The 22,170-nt window shown below is 72.3% G+C and carries 18 protein-coding genes; 11 read left to right on the forward strand and 7 right to left on the reverse strand.

Annotated features, from left to right (window positions below; translation table 11 throughout):
• Window positions 1-139: 139 nt before the first annotated feature.
• Both ACQP0U_RS24395 and ACQP0U_RS24400 read left to right on the forward strand, forming a co-directional pair.
• Window positions 140-1,477, forward strand: coding sequence for a low temperature requirement protein A (locus tag ACQP0U_RS24395; protein ID WP_433311197.1), 1,338 nt, complete (start codon window positions 140-142; stop codon window positions 1,475-1,477).
• A 114-nt stretch (window positions 1,478-1,591) separates the two neighbouring features.
• Window positions 1,592-2,074, forward strand: a complete 483-nt coding sequence (locus ACQP0U_RS24400) for a hemerythrin domain-containing protein (RefSeq protein WP_433311200.1) — start codon at window positions 1,592-1,594, stop codon at window positions 2,072-2,074.
• Here the strand turns inward: ACQP0U_RS24400 and ACQP0U_RS24405 are convergent.
• Window positions 2,071-2,457, reverse strand: coding sequence for a MerR family transcriptional regulator (locus ACQP0U_RS24405; protein ID WP_433311203.1), 387 nt, complete (start codon window positions 2,455-2,457; stop codon window positions 2,071-2,073). The two genes, ACQP0U_RS24400 and ACQP0U_RS24405, sit on opposite strands and share 4 nt — an antisense overlap.
• 56 nt (window positions 2,458-2,513) lie before the next feature.
• Here ACQP0U_RS24405 and ACQP0U_RS24410 point away from each other — a divergent pair, with 56 nt between their 5' ends.
• A complete protein-coding gene (locus ACQP0U_RS24410) occupies window positions 2,514-3,512 on the forward strand; it encodes an aldo/keto reductase (RefSeq protein WP_433311206.1) in 999 nt (332 codons plus the stop codon).
• Window positions 3,513-3,542: 30 nt separating this feature from the next.
• On the opposite strand, the gene ACQP0U_RS24415 is transcribed toward ACQP0U_RS24410, so the two are convergent.
• Entirely contained in the window at window positions 3,543-4,394 is an 852-nt protein-coding gene (locus ACQP0U_RS24415) for an NAD(P)H-binding protein (RefSeq protein WP_433311209.1), read from the reverse strand.
• Between the two features lie 319 nt (window positions 4,395-4,713).
• Between ACQP0U_RS24415 and ACQP0U_RS24420 the strand changes: the two genes are divergently transcribed.
• Window positions 4,714-5,613: a TIGR01777 family oxidoreductase gene (locus tag ACQP0U_RS24420; RefSeq protein ID WP_433311212.1), complete on the forward strand. Its 900-nt coding sequence runs from the start codon at window positions 4,714-4,716 to the stop codon at window positions 5,611-5,613.
• A 114-nt stretch (window positions 5,614-5,727) separates the two neighbouring features.
• Here the strand turns inward: ACQP0U_RS24420 and ACQP0U_RS24425 are convergent, their stop codons facing one another.
• On the reverse strand, window positions 5,728-6,951 hold the full coding sequence (locus tag ACQP0U_RS24425; protein ID WP_433311215.1) for an extracellular catalytic domain type 1 short-chain-length polyhydroxyalkanoate depolymerase: 1,224 nt from the start codon (window positions 6,949-6,951) through the stop codon (window positions 5,728-5,730).
• A 217-nt stretch (window positions 6,952-7,168) separates the two neighbouring features.
• Here ACQP0U_RS24425 and ACQP0U_RS24430 point away from each other — a divergent pair, with 217 nt between their 5' ends.
• The 3 genes from ACQP0U_RS24430 to lipB all read left to right on the forward strand — a co-directional run bounded on the left by ACQP0U_RS24430 (window position 7,169) and on the right by lipB (window position 11,042).
• Window positions 7,169-9,001, forward strand: coding sequence for a DUF2079 domain-containing protein (locus tag ACQP0U_RS24430; RefSeq protein ID WP_433311218.1), 1,833 nt, complete (start codon window positions 7,169-7,171; stop codon window positions 8,999-9,001).
• Window positions 9,002-9,092: 91 nt separating this feature from the next.
• On the forward strand, window positions 9,093-10,352 hold the full coding sequence (locus ACQP0U_RS24435) for a hypothetical protein (RefSeq protein WP_433311221.1): 1,260 nt from the start codon (window positions 9,093-9,095) through the stop codon (window positions 10,350-10,352).
• Between the two features lie 48 nt (window positions 10,353-10,400).
• The gene (gene lipB / locus ACQP0U_RS24440; RefSeq protein WP_433311224.1) at window positions 10,401-11,042 is read left to right on the forward strand and encodes a lipoyl(octanoyl) transferase LipB; all 642 of its coding nucleotides are present in this window, start codon (window positions 10,401-10,403) and stop codon (window positions 11,040-11,042) included.
• 38 nt (window positions 11,043-11,080) lie between these two features.
• On the opposite strand, the gene aspS is transcribed toward lipB, so the two are convergent.
• Entirely contained in the window at window positions 11,081-12,367 is a 1,287-nt protein-coding gene (aspS, locus tag ACQP0U_RS24445) for an aspartate--tRNA(Asn) ligase (protein WP_433311227.1), read from the reverse strand.
• A gap of 453 nt (window positions 12,368-12,820) precedes the next feature.
• Between aspS and lipA the strand changes: the two genes are divergently transcribed.
• Complete coding sequence (gene lipA, locus ACQP0U_RS24450) at window positions 12,821-13,816, forward strand: lipoyl synthase (protein WP_347659387.1); 996 nt, start codon at window positions 12,821-12,823, stop codon at window positions 13,814-13,816.
• 53 nt (window positions 13,817-13,869) lie between these two features.
• Entirely contained in the window at window positions 13,870-15,594 is a 1,725-nt protein-coding gene (locus ACQP0U_RS24455) for a hypothetical protein (protein WP_433311230.1), read from the forward strand.
• A 114-nt stretch (window positions 15,595-15,708) separates the two neighbouring features.
• Here the strand turns inward: ACQP0U_RS24455 and ACQP0U_RS24460 are convergent, their stop codons facing one another.
• Together ACQP0U_RS24460 and ACQP0U_RS24465 are read right to left on the reverse strand one after the other, a co-directional pair.
• Window positions 15,709-18,606 carry a helix-turn-helix transcriptional regulator gene (locus ACQP0U_RS24460; RefSeq protein WP_433311233.1) on the reverse strand — a complete coding sequence of 966 codons (2,898 nt, stop codon included), beginning with the start codon at window positions 18,604-18,606 and terminating at the stop codon, window positions 15,709-15,711.
• Window positions 18,607-18,737: 131 nt separating this feature from the next.
• Window positions 18,738-18,908, reverse strand: a complete 171-nt coding sequence (locus tag ACQP0U_RS24465) for a hypothetical protein (RefSeq protein WP_196925298.1) — start codon at window positions 18,906-18,908, stop codon at window positions 18,738-18,740.
• A gap of 207 nt (window positions 18,909-19,115) precedes the next feature.
• Here ACQP0U_RS24465 and ACQP0U_RS24470 point away from each other — a divergent pair, with 207 nt between their 5' ends.
• A complete protein-coding gene (locus tag ACQP0U_RS24470) occupies window positions 19,116-19,802 on the forward strand; it encodes a DUF4191 domain-containing protein (protein WP_354974722.1) in 687 nt (228 codons plus the stop codon).
• Window positions 19,803-20,012: 210 nt separating this feature from the next.
• Here ACQP0U_RS24470 and ACQP0U_RS24475 read toward each other — a convergent pair whose 3' ends face one another.
• On the reverse strand, window positions 20,013-20,411 hold the full coding sequence (locus ACQP0U_RS24475) for an RDD family protein (protein WP_433311237.1): 399 nt from the start codon (window positions 20,409-20,411) through the stop codon (window positions 20,013-20,015).
• 262 nt (window positions 20,412-20,673) lie between these two features.
• Here ACQP0U_RS24475 and glnA point away from each other — a divergent pair, with 262 nt between their 5' ends.
• Window positions 20,674-22,098, forward strand: coding sequence for a type I glutamate--ammonia ligase (gene glnA / locus ACQP0U_RS24480; protein ID WP_088949494.1), 1,425 nt, complete (start codon window positions 20,674-20,676; stop codon window positions 22,096-22,098).
• Window positions 22,099-22,170 lie beyond the last annotated feature (72 nt).

The raw sequence follows: 22,170 nt of genomic DNA on the forward strand, positions 1-22,170 counted from the left end.
GGGGTAGGGCGGACCGACCGGCCCGCTGCGGGAGGCCGTGGTCAGGATGCTTCCCCGACTCGGGACGGAGGTAACGCCGCACTCCACTGCCATCGCTGTTCGGGCCTCCGACCAGCCCGGACGCTGCCAGAGTGGGGGCGTGGGCGGCTACCGGCGGGGTGGACAGCTGGGACCGGCCGTCCCGATCGCCCCCGGCGCCCGGGTGGACAAGTTCGAGGTCTTCTTCGATCTGGTCTTCGTCTTCTCGTTCTTCATCATCACCCGGGCCACCGCCGCGAACATCTCCGGCCGGCAACTGCTGCACGCCGGCCTGGTGCTCGCCGTGCTCTGGTGGATCTGGGTGGTGCACAGCCTGGTCGCCACCCGGGTCCGGCTCGGCGAGGGCTACGTCCCGGTGCTCATGGTGATCGCGATGGTCGCCCTGTTCGCGTTCGCGCTGGCGCTGCCGCAGGCGTTCAGCGACCCGAAGGGGAGCGCCGCCGGCCCGATGCTGGTGGCCATCAGCTACGTCGTGGTCCGGGCCGTACACATGATCCTCTATCAGCACGTGGTGCGGGACAGCCCGCAGGAGCGGCGGCAACTGCGCCGGTTCGCCCCGGAGCTGGCGGTGAGCATCGTGCTGCTGCTGGCCGCCGCGCTGATCCCGCCGCAGATCGCCGACCCCGACCGGGCCGCCATGGTCCGCGACGCGCTGTGGATCGCCGTGGTGCTGGTCCAGTACGCCACCGGCTTCATCGTCGGGACCTGGGGCTGGGGGGTGACCAGCGCCGAGCACTGGACCGAGCGCTACGACCTCATCCTGATCATCGCGCTGGGTGAGTCGATCATCTCCACGGGGGTGGGCGGCAACCTGCTCGGCAAGCCGGTCACCTGGCCTGCGGTGGCCGCCGCCGCGCTCGGCATCGTGGTCACCGCGGCGCTCTGGTGGACCCACTTCGACTTCATCGGGCCGGCCGCCCGGATCGCCCTGCACGCGGCGGAGGGCGCCCCCCGGGTGGCGATGGCCCGCGACGCGTACGCGTACCTCTACCTGCCGATGATCGCCGGGGTGATCCTCTTCTCGATCGGCAACGAGGAGGTTCTACACAAGATCACTGACCCGGCCGGCGGGATCAGCGAGAAGGCCGAAGGACCTGCGGTGCCGATGCTCTTCGGCGGGTTGATCTGCTATTTCGCCGTCAACCTGCTCTTCCAGTTGCGCACCCTGCACACCGTCAGCTGGACCCGCGTCGGCGTCATCGTGGTGCTCACGGCTGCCCTCCCGGTCGGCCAGCACCTGCCGGCGCTGGGCGCGCTCACCCTCGCGACAGTGATCTGCGTGGCGCTGGTGGCAGTGGAGGTGATGGTGATGTCGCAGTCCCGGCACGCGCTGCGGGCCGCCGTCTTCGAGGAGCGGACCACCCACGAGGCCCACGAGGCCGCCTGGCGTGCACGCTGGCACGACGTTCGGGAAACCGACGAGCCGACCACGCCGTGACTCCGGTGCTTCCGGGGCCGGGGCGTGCACGGCTAGACTTCGGCGCAGCGTCGCAGTGCACCCGGCCCGAAGGCCGCCGTGGGCATGGAGGCGCGGGGACAGCATGGGACGAACGTGCACCCAACCGGTTCACCGGCCGGCCGGCTCGCCGCCGTCGGCAATCAGATGATCGAGATCCACCTCTGGCTCAGCGCGGAACTGGCCCGGCTGCAGAGAAGCCTGGACACCCCCTCCCGCGACCTGCGGGCGCACTGCCTGACCTTCTGTGCCGCGCTCGGCCGACACCACACAGGTGAGGACGCGGGCGCGTTCCGGCTGCTGGCCGAGGAGGTCCCCGAGCTGCGCCCGGTCATCGACAACCTGATCACCGATCACGAGGTGGTGGCCGGGATCCTGGAACGGGTCGAGGCACTGCTGGGCGGCGACGCGGCGGTGCCGGTCGCCCAGGTGCGCGCGGAGTTGGCCGGGTTGGCCGCCCTGCTGGAGTCGCACTTCCGCTACGAGGAGAAGCGGCTGGTCACCGCACTGAACACGCTCACCGGTCGACCCGGAACGACAGAGGAACTGCTCGGCCTGACCGCGCCCGGCCCCCGCTAGCCAGCCTCCGGTCCCGGGGCGGCAGCGGGCAGTCGCTCGTAGAGGCGGATCTTCTCCCGGAGGTGGTCGTACTGGCGCTCGAGCAGGCGCATCTGCGCCTCGACCCGTACCGCGTGGTGGCGCAGCAGCTCGTGCCGCTCGTCGGCGGTGTGCTCGCCGTCGCGGGCCAGTTGCGCGTAGCGGCGCATCTGGGCGATCGGCATCCCGGTGTCGCGCAGGCAGCGGAACAGCTCCAGCCAGCCGAGGTCGTCGTCGGTGAAGACCCGCTGCCCGCCCGCCGTCCGCTCCACGTCCGCGAGGAGGCCGATCTTCTCGTAGTACCGCAGAGTGTCCAGGCTGAAGCCGCTGCGGCGGGCGGCCTCCGAGGGGGCGTAACCGCTCATGTCGCGTGATGGTAGTGCTTGACCTGGAGCGCGCTCCAGGTTGGAGGCTGGTGACCATGACGACGACACGGACGCTGGGACGCAGCGGCATCACGGTGAGCGCGATCGGTATGGGGTGCTGGGCCATCGGCGGCCCGCTCTGGGGTGACGACGGGCAGCCGTTCGGCTGGGGTGAGGTGGACGACGACGAGTCGATCCGCACCATCCACCGGGCGCTCGACCTCGGGGTGACCCTGTTCGACACCGCCAGCAACTACGGCGCCGGGCACAGCGAGCGAATCCTCGGTCAGGCCCTGGCCGGACGACGGGACAGCGTGGTGATCGCCACCAAGTTCGGCAATGTCAGCGAGGAAGCCACCCGGCGGGCGCTCGGCACCGACGCCAGCCCGGCCTTCGCGGTGCGCAGCCTGGAGGACTCGCTCCGCCGGCTCGGCACGGACTACGTCGACCTCTACCAACTGCACATCAACGCGCTGCCGGTGCCCGCCGCGCTCGATCTGGTCGACACCCTGGAGGCCCTGGTCGACCAGGGCAAGATCCGGGCGTACGGCTGGAGCACCGACGACCCGGCCTCGGCGGAGGCGTTCGCGGCTGCCGGCCCGCACTGCGCCGCGATCCAGCACGACGAGTCGGTGCTGCGCGACAACGCGGCGGTGCTGGCGGTCTGCGACAAGCACGACCTGGCCAGCCTCAACCGTGGGCCGTTGGCGATGGGGCTGCTCACCGGGTCGACCCGGGCGGTCGGGGCGGACGACGTGCGCGGACGGGCACCTGAGTGGCTGGAGTGGTTCACCGACGGCCGGCCGACGCCCCGTTGGGCGGCGCGGGTCGACCAGGTCCGTGCGGCGCTCACCGCCGACGGGCGCACCCTGGCCCAGGGCGCGCTCGGCTGGCTGCTGGCACGCAGCCCTCGCACCGTGCCGATCCCCGGCCTGCGCACCGTGGCCCAGGCCGACGAGAACCTGACCACCCTGGAGCAGGGCCCCCTGAGCCCCGAGTCCTACGCCGAGGTGGAGCGCCTCCTCGCCGACCTACGCCCAACCCCCACGGCCTGACCACCGGGCCGGTCCACGCCCCGGGCGTCGTCAGCGGAAGTCATCAGCGTGCTCGACGGCCCACTGTCGGAACGGGCGCCCGGGGCGGCCGGTCACCTGCTCGACGTCCGGGGCGACCCAGGCGTTGCCGTCGAGATACTGGCCCATCTCCAGGAACCACTCGATCACCTCGGCGGGATAGTCGTCCTTCCAGTACTCCCGGGCCTCCTCCGGGGTCAACTCCTCGAAGAGCACCGGGCGGCGAATCGCCGCAGCGATCATCTCGACCGCGTCCCGGCGCCGGACCGGCTCCGGACCTGTCGGCTGGTAGACCCGGCCGGCATGGCCGTCGCCGGTGAGCGCCGCCAGGATGACCGCGGCGATGTCCGCCTCGTGGACCAGGGCGCTGTTCCAGTCGCCGAACGGTGCCCGGACCACCCCCTCGGCCCGGATGGTGTGCGCCCAGTCCCGGGTGTTCGCCATGAACTCGCCGGGAAACACGTGCGTCCACTCCAGACCCGAGTCTTCGATCGCCCGGTGCAGCGGGCGGTGCGGGGCCTCGAGCGGGTCGTCGTCAGCGCGGCTCGGATCATTGTGACCGAGGTGGGTGACCCGACGGACGCCAGCCTTCCGGGCCAGTTCCAAGATCTCCGCTCCGGTGGTCAGCGGCCCGTACCCATCCATCGCGACCAGGTGCATGCGCGTCACGCCGCGCAGCGCCGGTGCCAGCGTGTGGGGTTTGGCGAAGTCGCCCGCCAGCACCTCCACCCCGCTGGGCAGCGCGGCCGCTGCCGGCGACGCGGGATCGCGGGTCAGTGCGCGTACGTCGTGGCCGGCGGCCACCAGTTGCCGGACCAGGCTGCCTCCGACGGTCCCGGTCGCTCCGGTCACCAGGATCGGCATGGTTCCTCCTCACGGGAAGCCCGACGGCGGGCACGGTGCGCCAACCCCGCCATTCGGGGGCGTACTCGGATGGCTCATGGTCAGTCAGATGGACGCCGGAAGCAATCGTGAACAACGCATTCATGTTTGCTCTGACCTGCGGAAACGCGACGGCCACCAAACGTGAGCGGCAGCCTTTTTCGGTGCCCGGAACAGCCGTTGACCTGCGCTTACCGCGCTGCTCGCCGATCTGCGCAAATTCTTCGCCGGAGCGCCCCGGAGTCGGTGATGCCGGCGGCTCCGTGCATCCACCGGCGGCGTTCTGGACGAAGATGGGGGTATGCGGATTCTTCTGGCCGGCGCGTCCGGCTTCCTCGGCACCCGGCTGGCCGACCGGCTCGCCGCCGACGGGCACCAGATCACCCGGCTCGTCCGCAGGGGGCCGCGCGGGTCGCAGGAGCGCCAGTGGGACCCGGCCGCCGGGCAGCTCGACCCGGCAGTGGTCGCCGAAGCCGACGCCGTGGTCAATCTGGCCGGTGCGGGCGTCGGCGACAAGCGCTGGAACGACGACTACCGGCGGTTGATCCGCACCAGCCGGGTGGACAGCACCACCACGTTGGCGACAACCGTCGCGGGGCTCCCTCCCACGGACCGACCCCGGGTGCTGCTCAACTCGTCAGCCGTGGGCTGGTACGGCAACACCGGCGACCGGGCGGTCGAGGAGGACGCGCCGGCCGGCGAGGGCTTCCTGGCCGACGTCTGCCGGGTGTGGGAGGCCGCGACCCGGCCGGCCGAGGACGCCGGCGTACGCGTGGTCCGGCTACGCACCGGCCTGCCGCTGCACCGCGACGGCGGGATGCTCAAGCCGCAGTTGCTGCCGTTCAAGCTGGGCATCGCCGGCCGGCTGGGCAGCGGCCGGCAGTGGCTGCCGTGGATCTCGTTGGCCGACTGGCTGGACGCGACAGTGTTCCTGCTGGCCCGGGACGACATCTCCGGCCCGGTCAACGTGGTGGGGCCGAACCCGGTGACCAATGCCGAGTTCACCCGCGAGCTGGCCCGGCAACTGCACCGCCCGGCGATCATCCCGATCCCCGCGCTGGCTCTCAAGGTGGCTCTCGGCGGCTTCGCCCACGAGGCCCTCACCAGCACCCGCGTCCTCCCCGGCGTCCTGACCCGAGCCACCTACCCCTACCAGCACGAAACCCTCCCGCAAGCCCTACAAGCAGCCCTGCACCCCTAACCCCCACCCCCAACCCCACCGCGTCGATCATGAAGTTATTGCCACTCGCCTCGGCGTGTCGTGGCAATAACTTCATGATCAACAGGGGTCAGCAGGGGGCGGCGCGGGTGGGGGTTAGCAGCCGATTACCCAGTAGTTGGGGGCGGTCTGCTTGAGGGCGCTGGTGTAGAAGGTGTTGTAGAGGCCCATCCGCTGGTTGGAGCCGTTGGCGTAGGCGTAGCCGCCGGACTGGTACGCCCGGCCGGCCGCCACGTGCGCGTAGTTGCTGGCCGTCACGCAGGTCGGCGGCGTGGTGGGGGTCGCCGTCGGAGTGGGGGTGGGGGTGGCGGTGGCCGTCGGGGTCGGGGTCGGGTTGGTCCCGCCGCCGTTCAGACCGAAGAAGAGCGCGTCACGGTACGTCGAGCAGATGGTGTCCAGGAAGTACGCGCCGGCGGTGCCGCACTGCTCAGCAGCCGAGCCCGGGTCGACCGGGGTGCCGTGGCCCATCCCGGAGATCCGGTAGAGCCGTACGTCGTCGTTGCCGTACACCTCGAGACTGGTGTTGCCGGGCAGCGACGAGGTGCTGGTCGGGGTCTGCGACACGCCCCGCACGTTGGTCCACTGGTCACGGGACTCGGTGCCGTTGAGCGGGGTGACAGTGGTGTCCGAGGTGCCGTGCCAGATGGCCACCCGGGGGCGCGGGCCGGTGTAGCCGGAGTACGCGTTACGGACCAGGTCGCCCCAGGCCGCCGGGGTCTTGTCCGCGCCCGGGTTCATGCAGCTGAACGCGTTGACCATGCTGGTGGCGCAGCGGTACGGGATCCCCGCGATGATCGATCCGGCGGCGAAGACGTCCGGGTAGGTGGCCAGCATGACCGCGCTCATCGCCCCGCCGGCGGAGAGCCCGCTGACGTAGACCCGGGAGCCGTTCACCCCGAAGTTCGCCTTGGCGTGGTCGACCATCTGCTTGATCGACAGCGCCTCACCCTGACCCCGGGTGGTGTCCCCCGCCTCGAAGAAGTTGAAGCAGGAGTTGGCGTTGTTGCCGGAGGGCTGCTGGGCGACGATCAGGGCGAACTTCCACTGGTCGGCGTACTTCTGCCAGCCGGAGTTGGCGAAGTAGCCGGAGGCGTTCTGCGTACACCCGTGCAGCAGGACGACGGCCGGGGAGTTGGCCGGCAGGCCGTCCGGCCGGTAGGCGTACATGGCGAGGTTGCCGGGGTTGGAGCCGAAGCCGGTGACCTGGCTGAGGGTGGCGGCCTGGGCGGGTGCGGCGACGGCGACCGCGCCCGCGACGGCGAGGGCGAGCCCGGCGACCGCACCGAGCAGCCGGGTGAGGGTGGACGAGGAGCGGCGCACGGCGGCCTCCTGGGGGGCGGACTGTGAACTGGGTCACGGTCGAGTTGCCGAGACGTTACGACGATGTGTCGCCGCTATGACATGGGGCACAGTCACACATTCACGACGGACGCTGTGTACGCCGGACCGTCGACGTGGAGGGCCGAATCCGTCCCCAACGGTCCCGTCCTTGCAGGTCTGACCGGCCCGTCCAGGTCCGGTTGGTAACGTCCGCTGCGTGCCGTCCTCCCCGTCGCTGGCCACCGGGCCCGCACCCGCGTCACCGCCGCGCATCGTCCGGGACCGCCGGGCCGACCTGATCGTCGTGCTGGTGGCGCTCGCGCTCGCCGTGTGGGTGACCAGCGGGCTGTGGCGGGACCCGAACGTCCGCACCATCACCGTCAACTCCAGCGACCAGGCGCTGTTCGAGTGGCTGCTGGCCTTCGGCGGGCACGCCGTCACGCACGGGGACAACCCGCTCTTCACCTACCTGATCAACGTCCCGGACGGCGTGAACCTCGCTGTCAACACGACGATCACGGTGTACGCGGTGGTCTTCGCCCCGCTCACGTACCTGATCGGGCCACCGGCGACGTTCCTGGTGATCCTCACCCTGAACCTGCTCGCCACCGCGCTGGCCTGGTACTGGCTGCTCTCCCGGCACCTGGTCCGCAGCCGGCTGGCCGCCGGGGTCGGCGCCCTGTTCATCGCGTACTCCCCCGGCATGGTGTCGCACGCCAACGCGCACCTGAACTGGACCGCCGGTTGGCTGGTGCCGCTGCTGATCTGGCGGCTGTTCGCGCTGCGCCGACCGGGGCACTGGCTGCGCGACGGGGTGATCCTCGGCGTGCTGGTCGCGGTGGCCTTCTCGATCGCCGCCGAGGGGCTCTTCTTCACCGCGCTGGCGCTGGGCGTGTTCGTCGCCATCTGGGCGCTGCACCCGGCCAACCGCGTGGAGGCACGCGCCGCGCTGCCCACCTTCCTGCGCGGGCTCGGGGTGACCGCCGTGGTCGCCGGCGCGCTGCTGTCGTACCCCCTGTGGTTGCACTTCGCCGGGCCGCAGCGGTTCCACGGCACCGGCTTCGACCCGGTGATCCACTCCGAGGACATCGTGGCGTTCGGCGCCTTCCCGCGCCGCTCGCTGGCCGGCGAGGCCGGGTTGGGCACGTCGCTGGCCCCGAACCCGACCGAGGAGAACTCGTTCTTCGGCATCCCGCTGCTGGTGCTCACCGTGGTCTGTTTCGTCACGCTCTGGCGGCGGGCCGACGCGCACCGCCGGGCCACCCTCTGGGCGCTGGGCGCCCTCGCGCTGATCTTCACGGTGCTCTCCTTCGGGCCGGTCGCCAAAATCGACGGCCGACGCACCGACCTCCCCATGCCGTTCGACGTGGTCGGACAACTGCCGGTGGTGAACGCCGCGCTGCCGGCCCGGCTGGCGCTGGTGGTCGCGCCGGTGGTCGGGCTGTTGCTGGCGTTCGCCATCGACCAGTTGCGCGCCGCACCGCCCCGGCACCGCTCCACGGAACTGGCCTGGCTGCTCGGTTTCGCGGTGGCCCTGGTCCCGCTGCTGCCCACCCCGCTGTTGACCGACGAGCGGGAGCCGATCCCGCGGTTCATCACCTCCGGCACGTGGCGGGACTACGTCTCACCCGACGGGGTGCTGACCCCGGTGCCCCTGACCGTGGACATCTACCCGGACGGCCAGCGGTGGCAGGCGTACGCGTTGTCGCACCGGCAGGGCGAGTTCGCCATCCCGGGAGGCTTCTTCCTCGGCCCCGGCGGGCCGGACGGGCGAGGCCGGATCGGTCCGGTGCCGCGCACCCTCAGCGCGTTGATGGACCAGGCCGGCCGTACCGGGCTGGTCCCCATCGTCACCGACGGAACGATCCGGGAGGTCCAGTCGGACCTGCGGCACTGGCGCATCGAGACGGTGGTGCTCGCCGACCAGGTGCACGGCGCGAAGTTCGAGGTCGACGAGGAGGCGCTGCGGCGTACCGGCACCGCCCTGTTCGGCGAGCCGCAACGGGTCGACGACGTCTGGCTCTGGCGCATCCCACCCGCCGACCGGTAGGCCACGGCACGACGGCAGCCACGGCACATCGGCAGCCACGGCGCGACCGAGCGGGGCTTCGTGATCGGCCCTGGTGGCTTCTAATGGGGCGATGAGAACGACGGGCAGGCGACTGCGGCGCGGGGCGGCGGTCGGTGCGGCGGTCGCGCTGGTGGTGCTCAGCGCACCAGCCGCCACGGCCGCCACGCGCACGGCCACTGACGGCACTGGTGCGACGAGCACGGCGGCTGACGGCACCGGCGGCGCGGTGCCGACCCGGGTGCACTCACCGTGGCTGTGGCAGGCCACCGTCGAGCAGCGCCCGACCGGCCCGGCCGCGCTTGTCTTCTTCACCAGCCGCACCCGCTTCCTGGAGTCGACGGGCGTGCTGATCGGCCGGGACGGCGGTTACCGGCTGATCCCGCTGCACGTCGCCGAGGACCATGGGCTGCTCTCTCCGGACGGGCGGCACTACCTGCGGCCGTCCGGGGAGTTGCTGGACCTCGTCAGTGGGCGACAGCGCCGCCCGATCCACACCGGGATGCGGCCGCTGGCCTGGTCCCCGGACGGGAAGCGGGTCCTGAGCACCCGCAGCAACAACGACGAGGTGATCAGCTTCGGGCCGGACAACCAACAGCTCAACAACCCGGAGAAGCCCGACGACCTGCTCGTCCTCGACCCGTACCAGGGCACCGAGGAGGTGGTCGCGGTCGGCACCTTCGCCGCGCACGCCGCCGCGGCCTGGTCACCCGGCGGCGACCTGGTGGCGGTCGCCGGCCCTCCGGACGAGGCCGCGCTGATCGCCGAACGACAACTGCTGGTGGTCGTCGACCCGACCAACGGCAGCCCCCGCTGGCAGGTCGAGCTGGGCGATCGGCGGATGCTGGCCGGCCCCGCGGCCTGGCACCCGGACGGCCGGCGGATCGCGCTGCTCGCCTTCGACGGCTGCGCCGGCCTCGGCTGTACGGCCGATCAGACTGCGCAGCGCACCTGGCGGATCGAGTTCCTGGACGCCGCCACCGGCCAGGCCGTGGGCCAACCACTGCCGGTCTCCGCGTCGACCACGAAGATCGTCGGCTGGCGCGCGGGCGACCCGGTGGTGAAGCAGTCGATCGAGGCGGGCCACGACGAGGACCGGCAGGCCATCCTCGCCGCGTTGTCGCCCGACGGCGGCCGGGAGGTGCTGGTGACCGCACCGCCCGGGTCGACCGACCTGGCGGTGCCGGGCGAGTTGCTGGCTCGGGCCGCGTTCGGCGGGCCGGAGCCCCGCCCCTCGCCGTTCGCCGCCCCGCTCTGGCTCTACCTCACGCTGGCGGTGACGACGCTGCTCGCCGTCGCCCTCGTCGTCCGCCGGGTGCGCCTTGCCCGGTGAGGCGGCTCACCAGGGATGATCGCCGGTAGCGGGACTAGGCTGGTTGCCGTGACAACGACGACCCCCGGCCTGACGGCCGTCCGCGCCGGCCTGCTCGACTACCAGGCCGCCTGGGACGAGCAGCGGCGCCTGCACGAGTCGGTGGTGGCTGGCGCGCGCGGCGACACCGTGCTGCTGCTGGAGCACCCGAGCGTCTACACGGCGGGCAAGCGCACCGAACCGTGGGACCGGCCCATGGACGGCACTCCGGTCGTCGACGTGGACCGCGGCGGCAAGATCACCTGGCATGGGCCGGGGCAGCTCGTCGGTTACCCGATCCTGCGCCTGCCCGACCCGGTGGACGTGGTCGCCTACGTACGCCGGACGGAAGAGCTGCTCATCGACGTGTGCGCCGAGTTCGGGCTGACCGCCGGCCGGGTCGAGGGGCGCAGCGGGGTCTGGGTGCCCGAGGACGACAGGGGGCCGGCCCGCAAGGTGGCGGCCATCGGCATCCGGGTGGCCCGGGGCGTCACCCTGCACGGCTTCTCGATCAACTGCGACTGCGACCTGACGTACTTCGACCGGATCGTGCCGTGCGGCATCCGGGACGCGGGTGTCACCTCGCTCACCGCCGAGCTGGGCCGCCAGATCAGCGTCGCCGACGTGCTGCCGGTCGTCGAGCGCCGACTCTCCACCCTGATCGAGGTCTGAGCGACGGCCCCCGGCGGCGACGCCGGGGGCCGCCACGCTCACGGCGTCAACCGGTGCAGGTCACGTGGGAACGCGGTGACCTCCCGGACGTTGGCCGCGCCGACCAGCCGGGCCACGAACCGTTCCAGGCCGATGGCGAAGCCACCGTGCGGTGGCATGCCGTGCCGGAACGCGTCCAGGTAGCCGACGTACGGCTCGACCGGCTCGCCCCGGGCCGCCAACGCCGCCAGGTAGTCGGCGTGCCGGTGCAGCCGCTGCCCGCCGGTGACCAGCTCCAGACCGCGAAAGAGCAGGTCAAACCCGTTCGAGTACGCGGGCCGCGCCGGGTCCGGGTGGGTGTAGAAGGGCCGCTTCGCCATCGGGTAGCCGGTGACGAAGAGGAAGTCCGAACCATGTTCGCGCACTGCCCACTCGCCCAGCGCCCGTTCGTGGGCGGGCGCGAGGTCCGGCTCGTCGGCGGGCGCGCCGGCGATCGACAGCGCCTCGGTGAAGTGCACCGCCGGGATCTCCGCCGGCACCTGCGGCGGTGTGGCGCCCAGCGTCGCCAGTGCGGCGCCGGCCCGCCCGCCCACCGTGTCCACCATCCCGGCCACCGTGTCGCGCAGCACGCGCATCACGTCCCGGTGGTCAGCGATGAAGCCCAGCTCCGCGTCGAGCGACGTGTACTGCGCGAGGTGCCGCACGGTGTCGTGCGGCTCGGCCCGGAAGACCGGCCCCACCTCGTAGACGCGTTCGAAGACGCCGACCATCAGCTGTTTGTAGAACTGCGGCGACTGGGCCAGGTACGCGGGCCGGCCGAACCAGTCAAGCGCGAACACGTTCGCCCCGCTCTCGGTGCTGGAGCCGACCACCTTCGGCGTATGGATCTCCACGAAGTCGTGGACGTCGAGTGCGGCCCGGAACCCGGCCACCGCCGCCGCCGAGATCCGCAGCGCGGCCGACCGGGTGGCGTGCCGCAGCGCGGTGGGCGCGTTGTCGAGCTGGGTGGGCAGGCTCGCGGTGAGCGCCGGCCGGTACAGGTCGAACGGTGGCGGCACGGCGGGCGGCCCGAGTGGACGTACCGTCGGGTCGGTCAGCTCGACCCCGGCGGGCGCCGTGCCGTTGGACGTGGCCGTGCCGACCACCTCGACCACTGTCTCCTCGGTGAGTTTCTCCAGCTCCGCGCGGACCGCCGGGTCGGTGACGACCACCTGGGCCAGGCCGGCGGCGTCCCGCACGATCAGGAAGGCCACCGACTTCAGCAGTCGGCGGCGGTGCACCCAGCCGGCGATCCGCACTGTCGTGCCGATCCTGGTGGGCAGTTGGTGGGACAGGGTTCGTTGCATGGCGGGCTGCTCCTCGGTCGATCGCCACGCCGTCGCCGCCCTGGGGTGGCGAAGCGTCGCATCAGCCCCAGGGAGGTGTGGGCGAGCGGGAACCTCGCGGTGCCACCACACCTTCGCCCCCGCCGGAGCGGGGGCCTCGTTCGTCGCCTGATGACCGGGGCCAGCCGGGCGGGCTCTACTGGGCACGGGAGGACCCGCAACCGTTCTTCCCGCAGCTCGGGAGGGTCTTCGCGCCCCGGCGCCAGACCGCCTCTCAGCCCCGGCGGCTCTCTGCACTGGCGGGTCGGGGGCTACTCGGCTCCGTCGTCGCTGTTGGCGGCGACCGTAGCACCCGATTCCCTCTTCTGTGACGCCCTTTTCCGGCCGGCCGGTGTCCGGCGTCACAACGTTCGGGGCGTGACGCCGGTCGCCCGACGCACATAGACACCCGCCGTCCGGCGTAGGCTCATTTTCGTGACGATCGAGCACTCCGCGCCGACGACCGGCCAGGCAGCGCGCACCGCAACGGCGGCCCCCGAGGGGCGGCGTCTGCTGCGGATCGAGGCGCGCAACGCCGAGACGCCGATCGAGCGCAAACCGCCATGGATCAAGGTCAAGGCCAAGATGGGCCCGGAGTACACCCAGCTGCGCGGGCTCGTCTCGCGCGAGGGGCTGCACACCGTCTGCCAGGAGGCCGGCTGCCCCAACATCTACGAGTGTTGGGAAGACCGGGAGGCCACCTTCCTCATCGGTGGCGACCAGTGCACCCGGCGCTGCGACTTCTGCCAGATCGACACCGGAAAGCCGGCCGAGTTCGACGCCGACGAGCCGCGTCGGGTCGCCGAGTCGGTGGTCTCGATGGGGCTGCGCTACGCCACCATCACCGGTGTCGCCCGTGACGACCTGCCCGACGGCGGCGCCTGGCTGTACGCCGAGACCGTCCGACAGATCCACGCCCTGCAGCCCGGCTGCGGCGTCGAGCTGCTGATCCCGGACTTCAACGCGGTCCCCGAGCAGTTGGCCGAGGTCTTCGGCTCCCGTCCCGAGGTGCTGGCCCACAACGTGGAGACCGTGCCGCGCATCTTCAAGCGCATCCGGCCGGCGTTCCGCTACGACCGCTCGCTCGACGTGATCCGGCAGGCCCGCGCCGACGGCCTGGTCACCAAGAGCAACCTCATCCTGGGCATGGGCGAGGAGCGGGCCGAGGTTTCGCAGGCGCTGCGCGACCTGCACGAGGCCGGCTGCGAGCTGATCACCATCACCCAGTACCTGCGCCCCTCGCCCCGGCACCACCCGGTGACCCGCTGGGTCAAGCCGGAGGAGTTCGTGGAGCTGCGCGAGGAGGCCGAGGAGATCGGCTTCGCCGGGGTGATGAGCGGGCCGCTGGTGCGTTCGTCGTACCGGGCCGGCCGGCTCTACAAGCAGGCGCTCGACGCGCGCGCCGCCACCCCGGTCGCCACTGCGGGCTGATCCCGCCGGCAGCGCCGCGCGGCCGTTCGCCGTCCGGGTGTCATGATCCTGTGATGACCGTCGGCGTACGCGAGCAGCCGCGCGGCGAGGGCTCTCCCCGCCCGCGACCCGGCGCACGTCCCGGCCTGGTCGGTTGGCTCACCGGGTTGGCAGTGCTCGCCGGGGTGGGTTACCGGCTCTGGCTGCTGCTGCGGGCCGCGCCGCCGACGAACAGCGACGAGGCCACCATGGGGCTGGCCGCGCTGCACATCGCCCGGGGCGAGGGCTTCCCGGTCTGGTTCTACGGCCAGCAGTACATGGGCACGCTGGAGGCTTACCTCGCCGCGCCGGTGTTCGCAGTGGCCGGGGGGCCGTCGCTGCTCGGGCTGCGGCTACCCACGCTGGCCCTGTACGCGCTGTTCCTGCTGCTGACCTGGCGGTTGACGCTGCGGCTGACCGGGGACCGGTGGTTCGGGCTGCTGGTGGTCGCGCTACTGGCCCTGGGCTCCGACCGGATCATCAAGAACCAGCTGATCGCCGGCGGCGGCTACCCCGAGATGAACGCGGCCGGGGCGGCACTGGCCCTGCTCGCCCTGGATCTGGCCACCAGCCGCCCGGGGCGGCGGTCGGCCGACACTGGGCAGCCCGACTGGCGGCCTGCCGACACCTGGCGACCCGGCTGGCGGCTGGCGCGCTGGGCGTCCTGGGGATTCCTGGCCGGGCTGATGCTCTGGGTCGACCCGCTCGTGCTGCCGTACGTCGCCGCGACCGGCGCGGTCCTCGTCGCGTTCTGCCGCCGGGAGCTGTGGGGTGCCGCCGGGGCGCTGCTCGGGGCGGCGGCCGTGCTGGGGGCGGCCCCGCTGCTGCTGCACAGCCTGCTGACCGGGCGCAACCCGCTGCACGCGGTGCTCGCGGCCGGCGGTGCGAACGCCAGCGCGGGTTGGCCGGACCGGCTGCACGGCGGCCTGGTGCTCGGCCCCGGACTGGGCATGGGCTTCTGCGCTCCCGGGCAGTGCGCCACCTGGCAGCTGTGGTGGGCGCTCGCCCTGCCGCTGCTGCTGGTCATTGCCGGCGTCACCGCCTGGCGGGCCTTGCGCACCGCCGACTCCGGCCCTGCCGCTGCCGGCCCTGCCCCTGTCGTATCCGGGGCGGTGTCGCCCCGGGTGGCGGGGGCGGTCCGGCTGGCGCTCGTGCTGGCCGCGGTGGCCACCCTCGGCGCGTACACAGTGAGCAGTTCCGCCGGGCTCACCCCGGTGGAGAGTTCCCGCTACCTGTCCTGCCTGCTCATCTCCCTGCCGGCGCTGCTCTGGCCGGTGTGGGCGGCGGCCCGGCACGGGCTGCGTCCGGCGGCGACCGGCCAGCACGGTGTCGGGTCGACGCTGGCCCGGTCGATCGCGGTGGTGTTGCTCGCCGCCACGCTGGGCACGGCCGCCCACGCCACCTGGCGGGCAGCGGAGACCGTCCCGGCCACCCGGGCCGCCGAGGCCCGGCACACCGAGTTGGTGAGCACCCTGCGTCAGCTCGGCGTACGGCACGTGCGCGCCGGCTACTGGACCTGCAACCGGCTCACCTTCGCCAGCGCGGAGCAGGTGGTCTGCGCGGTCGTCGACGACACCCTGCGCCCCGGGTTCGACCGCTACCCCGCGTACCGGCGGGAGGTGGACAACGCGGCGGCACCGGCCTGGGTCGCGCCGGCCGGCTCGCCGCTGGCGGAGGTGCTCGACGAGCGGCAGCGCACCACGCCGGGCAGCCTCGACCTGGTCACGATCGAGGGCTGGCGCATCTACCTGCCGCGCTGATCCACCGCCGGCACGACAAGCGCCAGCGTGGCGGCCTCGCAGCGCGGCCGCCGACCTGGATGAGCGGTCGGCGGCTTCGGTGCGTGTCAGCGTGGGCGGCGGCCTCGTTGCCTGTCAGAGTGGGGCGGCGGCCTCGGTGAGCAGGCCGAGGCGGTGGGCCAGGGCGGCGGCCTCCACCCGGTTGGTCACGCCCAGCTTCGCGATGATCCGGGAGACGTGCACGCTCGCCGTCTTCGGCGAGATGAACAACCGCTCGGCGATCCTGCTGTTGCTGTGCCCCTCGGCGACCAACCGCAGCACCTCCCGCTCCCGGGCGGTCAGCAGGTCCGCGCCGACCCCGCCGCCGGAGGCACCGCGCAGGCCGACCCGCCGCGCCAGGGTGGTGGCCGCCTCGACCAGCGGCGTCGCACCCAGCCGCCGGCCGATCTCGGTGGCCTCGGTGACCGCCGCCGCCGTCTCGTCGCGTTCCCCGGCCGCGGCGGTCGCCTCGGCCAGCGCCAGCAGTGCCCGGCCCAGCGGGTACGGCTGCCCGTCGGCCCGCCACGCGTCGACCGCCGCACGCCACGCCGGCAGCGCCTGGTCACCGACCGCGAGCAGTGCGGTGACCTGGGCGGCGTGCGCACGGGCCGCCGGGTGCCGCGCCGGCAGGTCGGTGGCGAGCGCCGCCACGGCGGCTGCCAGCTCGCTGTCACTCACCCGGGCTGCGGTACGCGCGACGGCGCTGAGCACCGGCCAACCCTCGCGGGGAAGCTGCGGCAGGCTCTCGTCGGCGACCGCGACGCGGGCCGCCCGTACCGCCTCGACCTTGTCGTCAGCGGCCAGCGCCGCCTCGATCGCCAGTTCGTGCAGGGGCAGGCGGTGGTTCGGCCACAGGTACGGCCGGTTGAGGAAGGTGAGCGCCCGGTCGACCAGCTCGTCGGCGCCCGGATGGGCGCGGGCCAGCCGCAGCCCGGCGCCCAGCTGGAGCCAGTGCAGCCCGGTGACACCGGACAGGTCGATCCGGGCGGCCTCCGCACAGACCGCCTCGGCCTCGTCCCACCGACCCAGCGCGATGAGCGCCTCGGCCCGGTTGGAGAGCAGGTACGCCCCGGTGGAACGGCTGATCCCCACCCGTCGCGCCTCGGCCACGCCGGACTCGGCGGCCTGCGCGGACTCGGCGTAGCGGCCCAACTCGCAGAGCATGTCCGACTCGAACACCATGGCGAGCACCAGGGTCGGCGCGTCCCCCGCCGCGCGGGCGGCGGCAGCCGCCTGGCCCAGCTCGGCCAGCCCTCCGATCAGGTCCCGCTCGCCGTGGCAGAGCAACGCGATCCGCGTCGACAGCAGTGCCACGCGCTCGCCGAGCGACTCGGCGTCCGTTGCGGCCTCGGCCGCCACCCGGGCCGCCTTCTGCGGGTCGATCTTGACCAGGTGGGTGGCGATGTCGGCGAGCAGCCGGACCCGCTCCACGCCGGGCGGGCCACCGGCCGCCAGCCGGTACGCCTCATCCAGCTCACGGCTGCCGTCGCTCTTGCCGAGCAGGGACAGCAGTCGACCCCGCTGGTCCAGCAGACGGGCGGCGCGCAGCGGCGCGGCGTCGGCGTCCACCTCGGCCAGCCCGGCCCGGGTCAGGGTGATGGCCCGGCTGAAGTCGCCGGCGGTGACCGCGGCGTCCAGGGTCTGCTCCAGCAGCGCCAGATGGTCCATGTCGAGCAGGTCGGCGGCGTCCGGCACCAGCTCCCACAACTCCAGCGCCCGCTCCAGCAGTCGGCGCTGCTCGGCGTACGCGTACCGGTCGGCGGCGGCGCACGCCGCGGCCCGCGAGGCCACGAGGGCACGCGGGTGGTCGTGGGCGGCGTACCAGTGGTGGGCGATCTCGGCCGGGGCCCGGCCGGCGGCGACCAGGTGCGGCTGGGCCTCGATGGCGGCGGCGAAGCGGGCGTGCAGCCGGGCGTGCTCACCGGGCAGCAACTCGTCGTGCACGGCCTCGCGGACCAGCGCGTGCCGGAACTCGTAGTCCCCGTCCCGGTCGGCCACCACCAACTGGGCGGCGACGGCGGCGCGCAGCGCGTCCTCCAGCTCGGCATCGGGCAGCCCGGCGACCTCGGCGAGCAGGTCGTGGGCGAAACGGGTGCCGCCGGCGGCCGCGATCCGCAAGACTCGCTGAGCCGGCTCGGGGAGCCGGTCCACCCGGGCCAGCAGCAGGTCACGCAGCGTCTCGGGGAGCGCCGCGCAACCGATCGGGTCACCGGCGACGGCCAACTCCTCAATGAAGAAGGGGTTGCCCTGGGTTCGGTTGTGGACGTCGTCGACGGCACGGGCGGGCGGCTCGGCGCCGAGCAGGTCGGCGAGGATCGCGGCGGTGCCGTCGCGGTCCAGGCGACCCAGCTCGATCCGCTCCACACCCCGGGCCCGGTCCAGTTCGGCGAGGAACGGGCGCAGCGGGTGCCCGCGCTGCAACTCGTCAGTGCGGTAGGTGCAGACCAGCAGCAGCCGACCCGGCCTCGCCGCCCGGACGAGGAACCCGATGAGGTCACGGGTGGAGCGGTCGGCCCAGTGCAGGTCCTCGATGATCAGGACCAGCGGGCGAGCATCGGCCAGCCGCTGGAACAGCTCGGCGACCAGGTCGAACAGGTAGCCGCGCGGGGCGTCGCTGAGTGCGGCGGCACGCGGTGCGGCCAGCGTCGCGGAGGCGCGGCCCAGCTCCGGCAGGAGCGGGGCGAACTCCGCCTCGTAGCCGGCGAAGACCTCGGGACCGTCGGCGCGGAGCACCGCGCGCAACGCGGCAGCGAACGGAGCGAACGGCAGACCCGCCTCGCCCAACTCCAGGCACTGGCCCACGAGCACCCGCGCCGCGCCGTCGGTGGCCCAGCCGGCGAACTCCTCCAGCAGCCGGGTCTTACCCACGCCCGCCTCGCCGCCGACGAGCACGGTGGTCGGCTCCCCGGCCCGCGCCCGGCCCAGCGCTTCCCGCAGTGCCGCGATCTCGCGGTGGCGCCCGACGAGGACGGAGCTTGCGGCGCGTACGGTCACGTGTTCGAGCATGCCATGACGGCCCGCTCCGCCGGCCCCGCCGATCGGCCGGCGGCCGGGCGGCGGGGTCGGATCGGATCGAGCGGCCGGCCCGGCGGACGCCGTGGACGCGGCAGCCGCGCTGGGCGCGGTCACCGGCGGGCGTCGCTGGCGCGACCGGCCTGCCTGCGCCGGCCCAACCACCCGCGACTGACGGGACGGGACAGCGACCGGGCGAGCCGGTCCGCCGCCGCGTCGGCGCGCAGCTCGGCGGCGTGGGTACGGTGCAGGGTGAGCAGGAAATCTGCGTCGTTGCCGAACATGTCGGGCTCCTTCGGGGCGTCGTCGTCTTCTGCTGACAACTCTTCGCGCGAAGGCCCCACCCGGGCATGGGCACAGTGCCTCATCTTCCCGGCCCACAGCCTCCTTACCCGGCCGTTCCGGACGCGTACGGCGACGTAAGGTACTCAGCTGCCCCGGCACCCGGACGCGGATCAACGGGGCCGGCGGCGACCACTAGACTCTGCGGCATGGCAAAGCCCCAGGAGAAGGTCTCGTTCGGCCAGCGGCTGAAGCAGATCGGGATGGTGTTCCAGTTCACCGCCAAGCAGGACCGGTGGTTCGCGCCGTTGGTCGCCGCGGCGGTGCTGCTCCCGCTCGCGCTCACCGTGGTCGCGGTGATCTTCTGGGGCTGGATCTGGCTGCCGCTGGGCATCCTGTTCATCCTGCTCGCGGTGCTGATCGTGCTCAACCTGCGGTCCAACAAGGCGATGATGAACGCCGCCGAGGGGCAACCCGGCGCGGCGGCGCAGATCATGGAGAACATGCGCGGCGACTGGCGGGTCACCCCGGCGGTCAGCTCGACCACCCAGATGGACATGGTCCACCTGGTGATCGGCCGCCCGGGCGTGATCCTGCTGGCCGAGGGCAACCCCCAGCGGGTGCGCGGCCTGCTCGGCCAGGAGAAGCGACGGCTGTCCAAGGTGATCGGCTCCGCTCCCCTGCACGACTACGTGATCGGGCAGGAGGAGGGCGAGCTGCCGATCCGCAAGCTCCGCACGACGCTGCTGCGTCTGCCCCGCGCCCTCTCCGGCAAGGACGTCAACTCGCTGGACAAGCGCCTCAAGGCGCTCACCGCCCGGCCGCAGATGCCCAAGGGCGCGATCCCGAAGAACATGCGGCCGCCGGGCGCCTTCCGCCAGTCGCGGGGCCGCTGACCCCCCCAGACGTACGCGTAAGAAGGAGCCGGACCCCCACGGGTCCGGCTCCTTCGCGTACACCCTCCCGGCCCCCGCCAAGATCGTGCTCGATCCTTGATGTAGTGGGCTTGTGCGCGGCGGATGCCACTACATCCTGGATCGAGTGCGATCTTGCGAGGCGCGGGCGCGGGGCGCGCACGGCCTTCTGGGTCGGCCTTAGGGGTCGGGTCAGCCGCGGGGGGCGTTGACGATCACCGAGTCGGCGAGTCGGTCGTGCAGGCCGCGCCGGTGCTCGTCCATGATCAGCGCGGGGATGACGAGGGCCAGCAGGAGGCCACGGATCAGCCCCCGGAGCACGCCGATCCGGCCACCGTCGTGCCAGTTCACACAGCGGATCTTGGTGATGTACATGCCCGGTGTCTGGGCGAACAGGCCGAGGAAGATGCCGTACACCAGCACCAGCACCAGCACCGGCGCCCAGCCGTCGCGGATCGGGTCGGCGAAGAAGTTGGACACCAGCAGACACAGCACCCAGTCGATGATCAACGCACCGAACCGCCGACCGAGGCTCGGCGCGGTGAAGGTGGGGTCGGTGGCCGGCGCTGCCGGAGGGTGCGGATTGGTCACAGCGGTCAAGGGTATCCGCGCCGGGATGAGAGCCTGCCAGGTCCCGCCGCCACTGTGTGCCGATTCAGGCCAAAGGCATCAGATGTCATTACACTGGCACAGTCGGTACGGCGTTCCTGGCGGGCCGCAGGCGTGGCAGGGGTGTCGCTGACGCTCCGCGAGGGACGTAACACGGCAGAAACAACGGAGACACGGCAGGGCAACCGCCCGGCCCTAGCGTCGCCAGAAGCCTAGCCACCCCGTGGACGTGCCAGGAGGATGTGTGTTCGCCAATCCCGAGGAACTGCTGCGATACCTCAAGAACGAGGACGTGAAGTTCGTCGACGTTCGTTTCTGTGACCTGCCCGGCGTGATGCAGCACTTCAACCTGCCGGTCGAGTCCGTCAACGACGACCTCTTCACCGACGGCCTCGCGTTCGACGGTTCGTCGATCCGCGGTTTCCAGGCGATCCACGAGTCGGACATGCTCCTGCTCCCGGATGTCGCCACCGCGTTCATCGACCCGTTCCGCGCGCAGAAGACTCTCGCGCTCAACTTCTTCATCCACGACCCGTTCACCCGCGAGGCCTACAGCCGGGACCCGCGCAACGTGGCGAAGAAGGCCGAGGCGTACCTGGCGGCGAGCGGCATCGCCGACACCGCCTACTTCGGCGCCGAGGCGGAGTTCTACATCTTCGACTCGATCCGCCACGAGACCTCGGCGCACCAGTCGTTCTACTACATCGACTCGATCGAGGGCGCCTGGAACACCGGCCGCGAAGAGCCGGGCGGCAACCGCGGCTACAAGACCGCGTACAAGGGCGGTTACTTCCCCGTCCCGCCGGTGGACCACTACGCCGACCTGCGTGACTCGATCGTGCGCCGCCTCGTCGACACCGGCTTCAACGTGGAGCGCTCGCACCACGAGGTGGGCACCGCCGGCCAGTCCGAGATCAACTACCGGTTCTCGACGCTGCTGCACGCCGGTGACCAGCTCCAGCTCTTCAAGTACATCGTGAAGAACGAGGCCTGGGCCAACGGCAAGACCGCGACCTTCATGCCCAAGCCGCTGTTCGGTGACAACGGCTCCGGCATGCACACCCACCAGAGCCTCTGGCTCAACGGTGAGCCGCTGTTCTACGACGAGACCGGCTACGCCGGCCTGTCCGACATGGCCCGCTGGTACATCGGCGGCCTGCTGCACCACGCGCCGTCGCTGCTGGCCTTCACCAACCCGACGATCAACTCGTACCGTCGCCTGGTGCCGGGCTTCGAGGCGCCGGTCAACCTGGTCTACTCGCAGCGCAACCGCTCCGCCTGCACCCGCATCCCGGTGACCGGCAGCAACCCGAAGGCCAAGCGCGTCGAGTTCCGGGTCCCGGACCCGTCGGCAAACGTCTACCTGGCCTTCTCGGCCATGATGATGGCCGGCCTGGACGGCATCAAGAGCAAGATCGAGCCGCCGACGCCGATCGACAAGGACCTCTACGACCTCCCGCCGGAGGAGTGGGGCGACGTCAAGCAGGTGCCGGGCTCGCTCTCGGCCGTGCTCGACTCGCTCGAGGCCGACCACGACTACCTGCTCGACGGCGGCGTCTTCACCCCCGACCTGATCTCCACCTGGGTCGACTGGAAGCGCGCCAACGAGGTCGACCCGGTGCGCCTGCGCCCGACCCCGCACGAGTTCGCCATGTACTACGACTGCTGAGCCTGATCAAGGCTCTGACCTGCACCAACAGGATCACTACTGATCTTGGGTACAGGTTGGGTACAACCTCAC

The sequence above is a fragment of the Micromonospora sp. CA-269861 genome (assembly GCF_050948505.1).
Taxonomy (GTDB): Bacteria; Actinomycetota; Actinomycetes; order Mycobacteriales; family Micromonosporaceae; genus Micromonospora.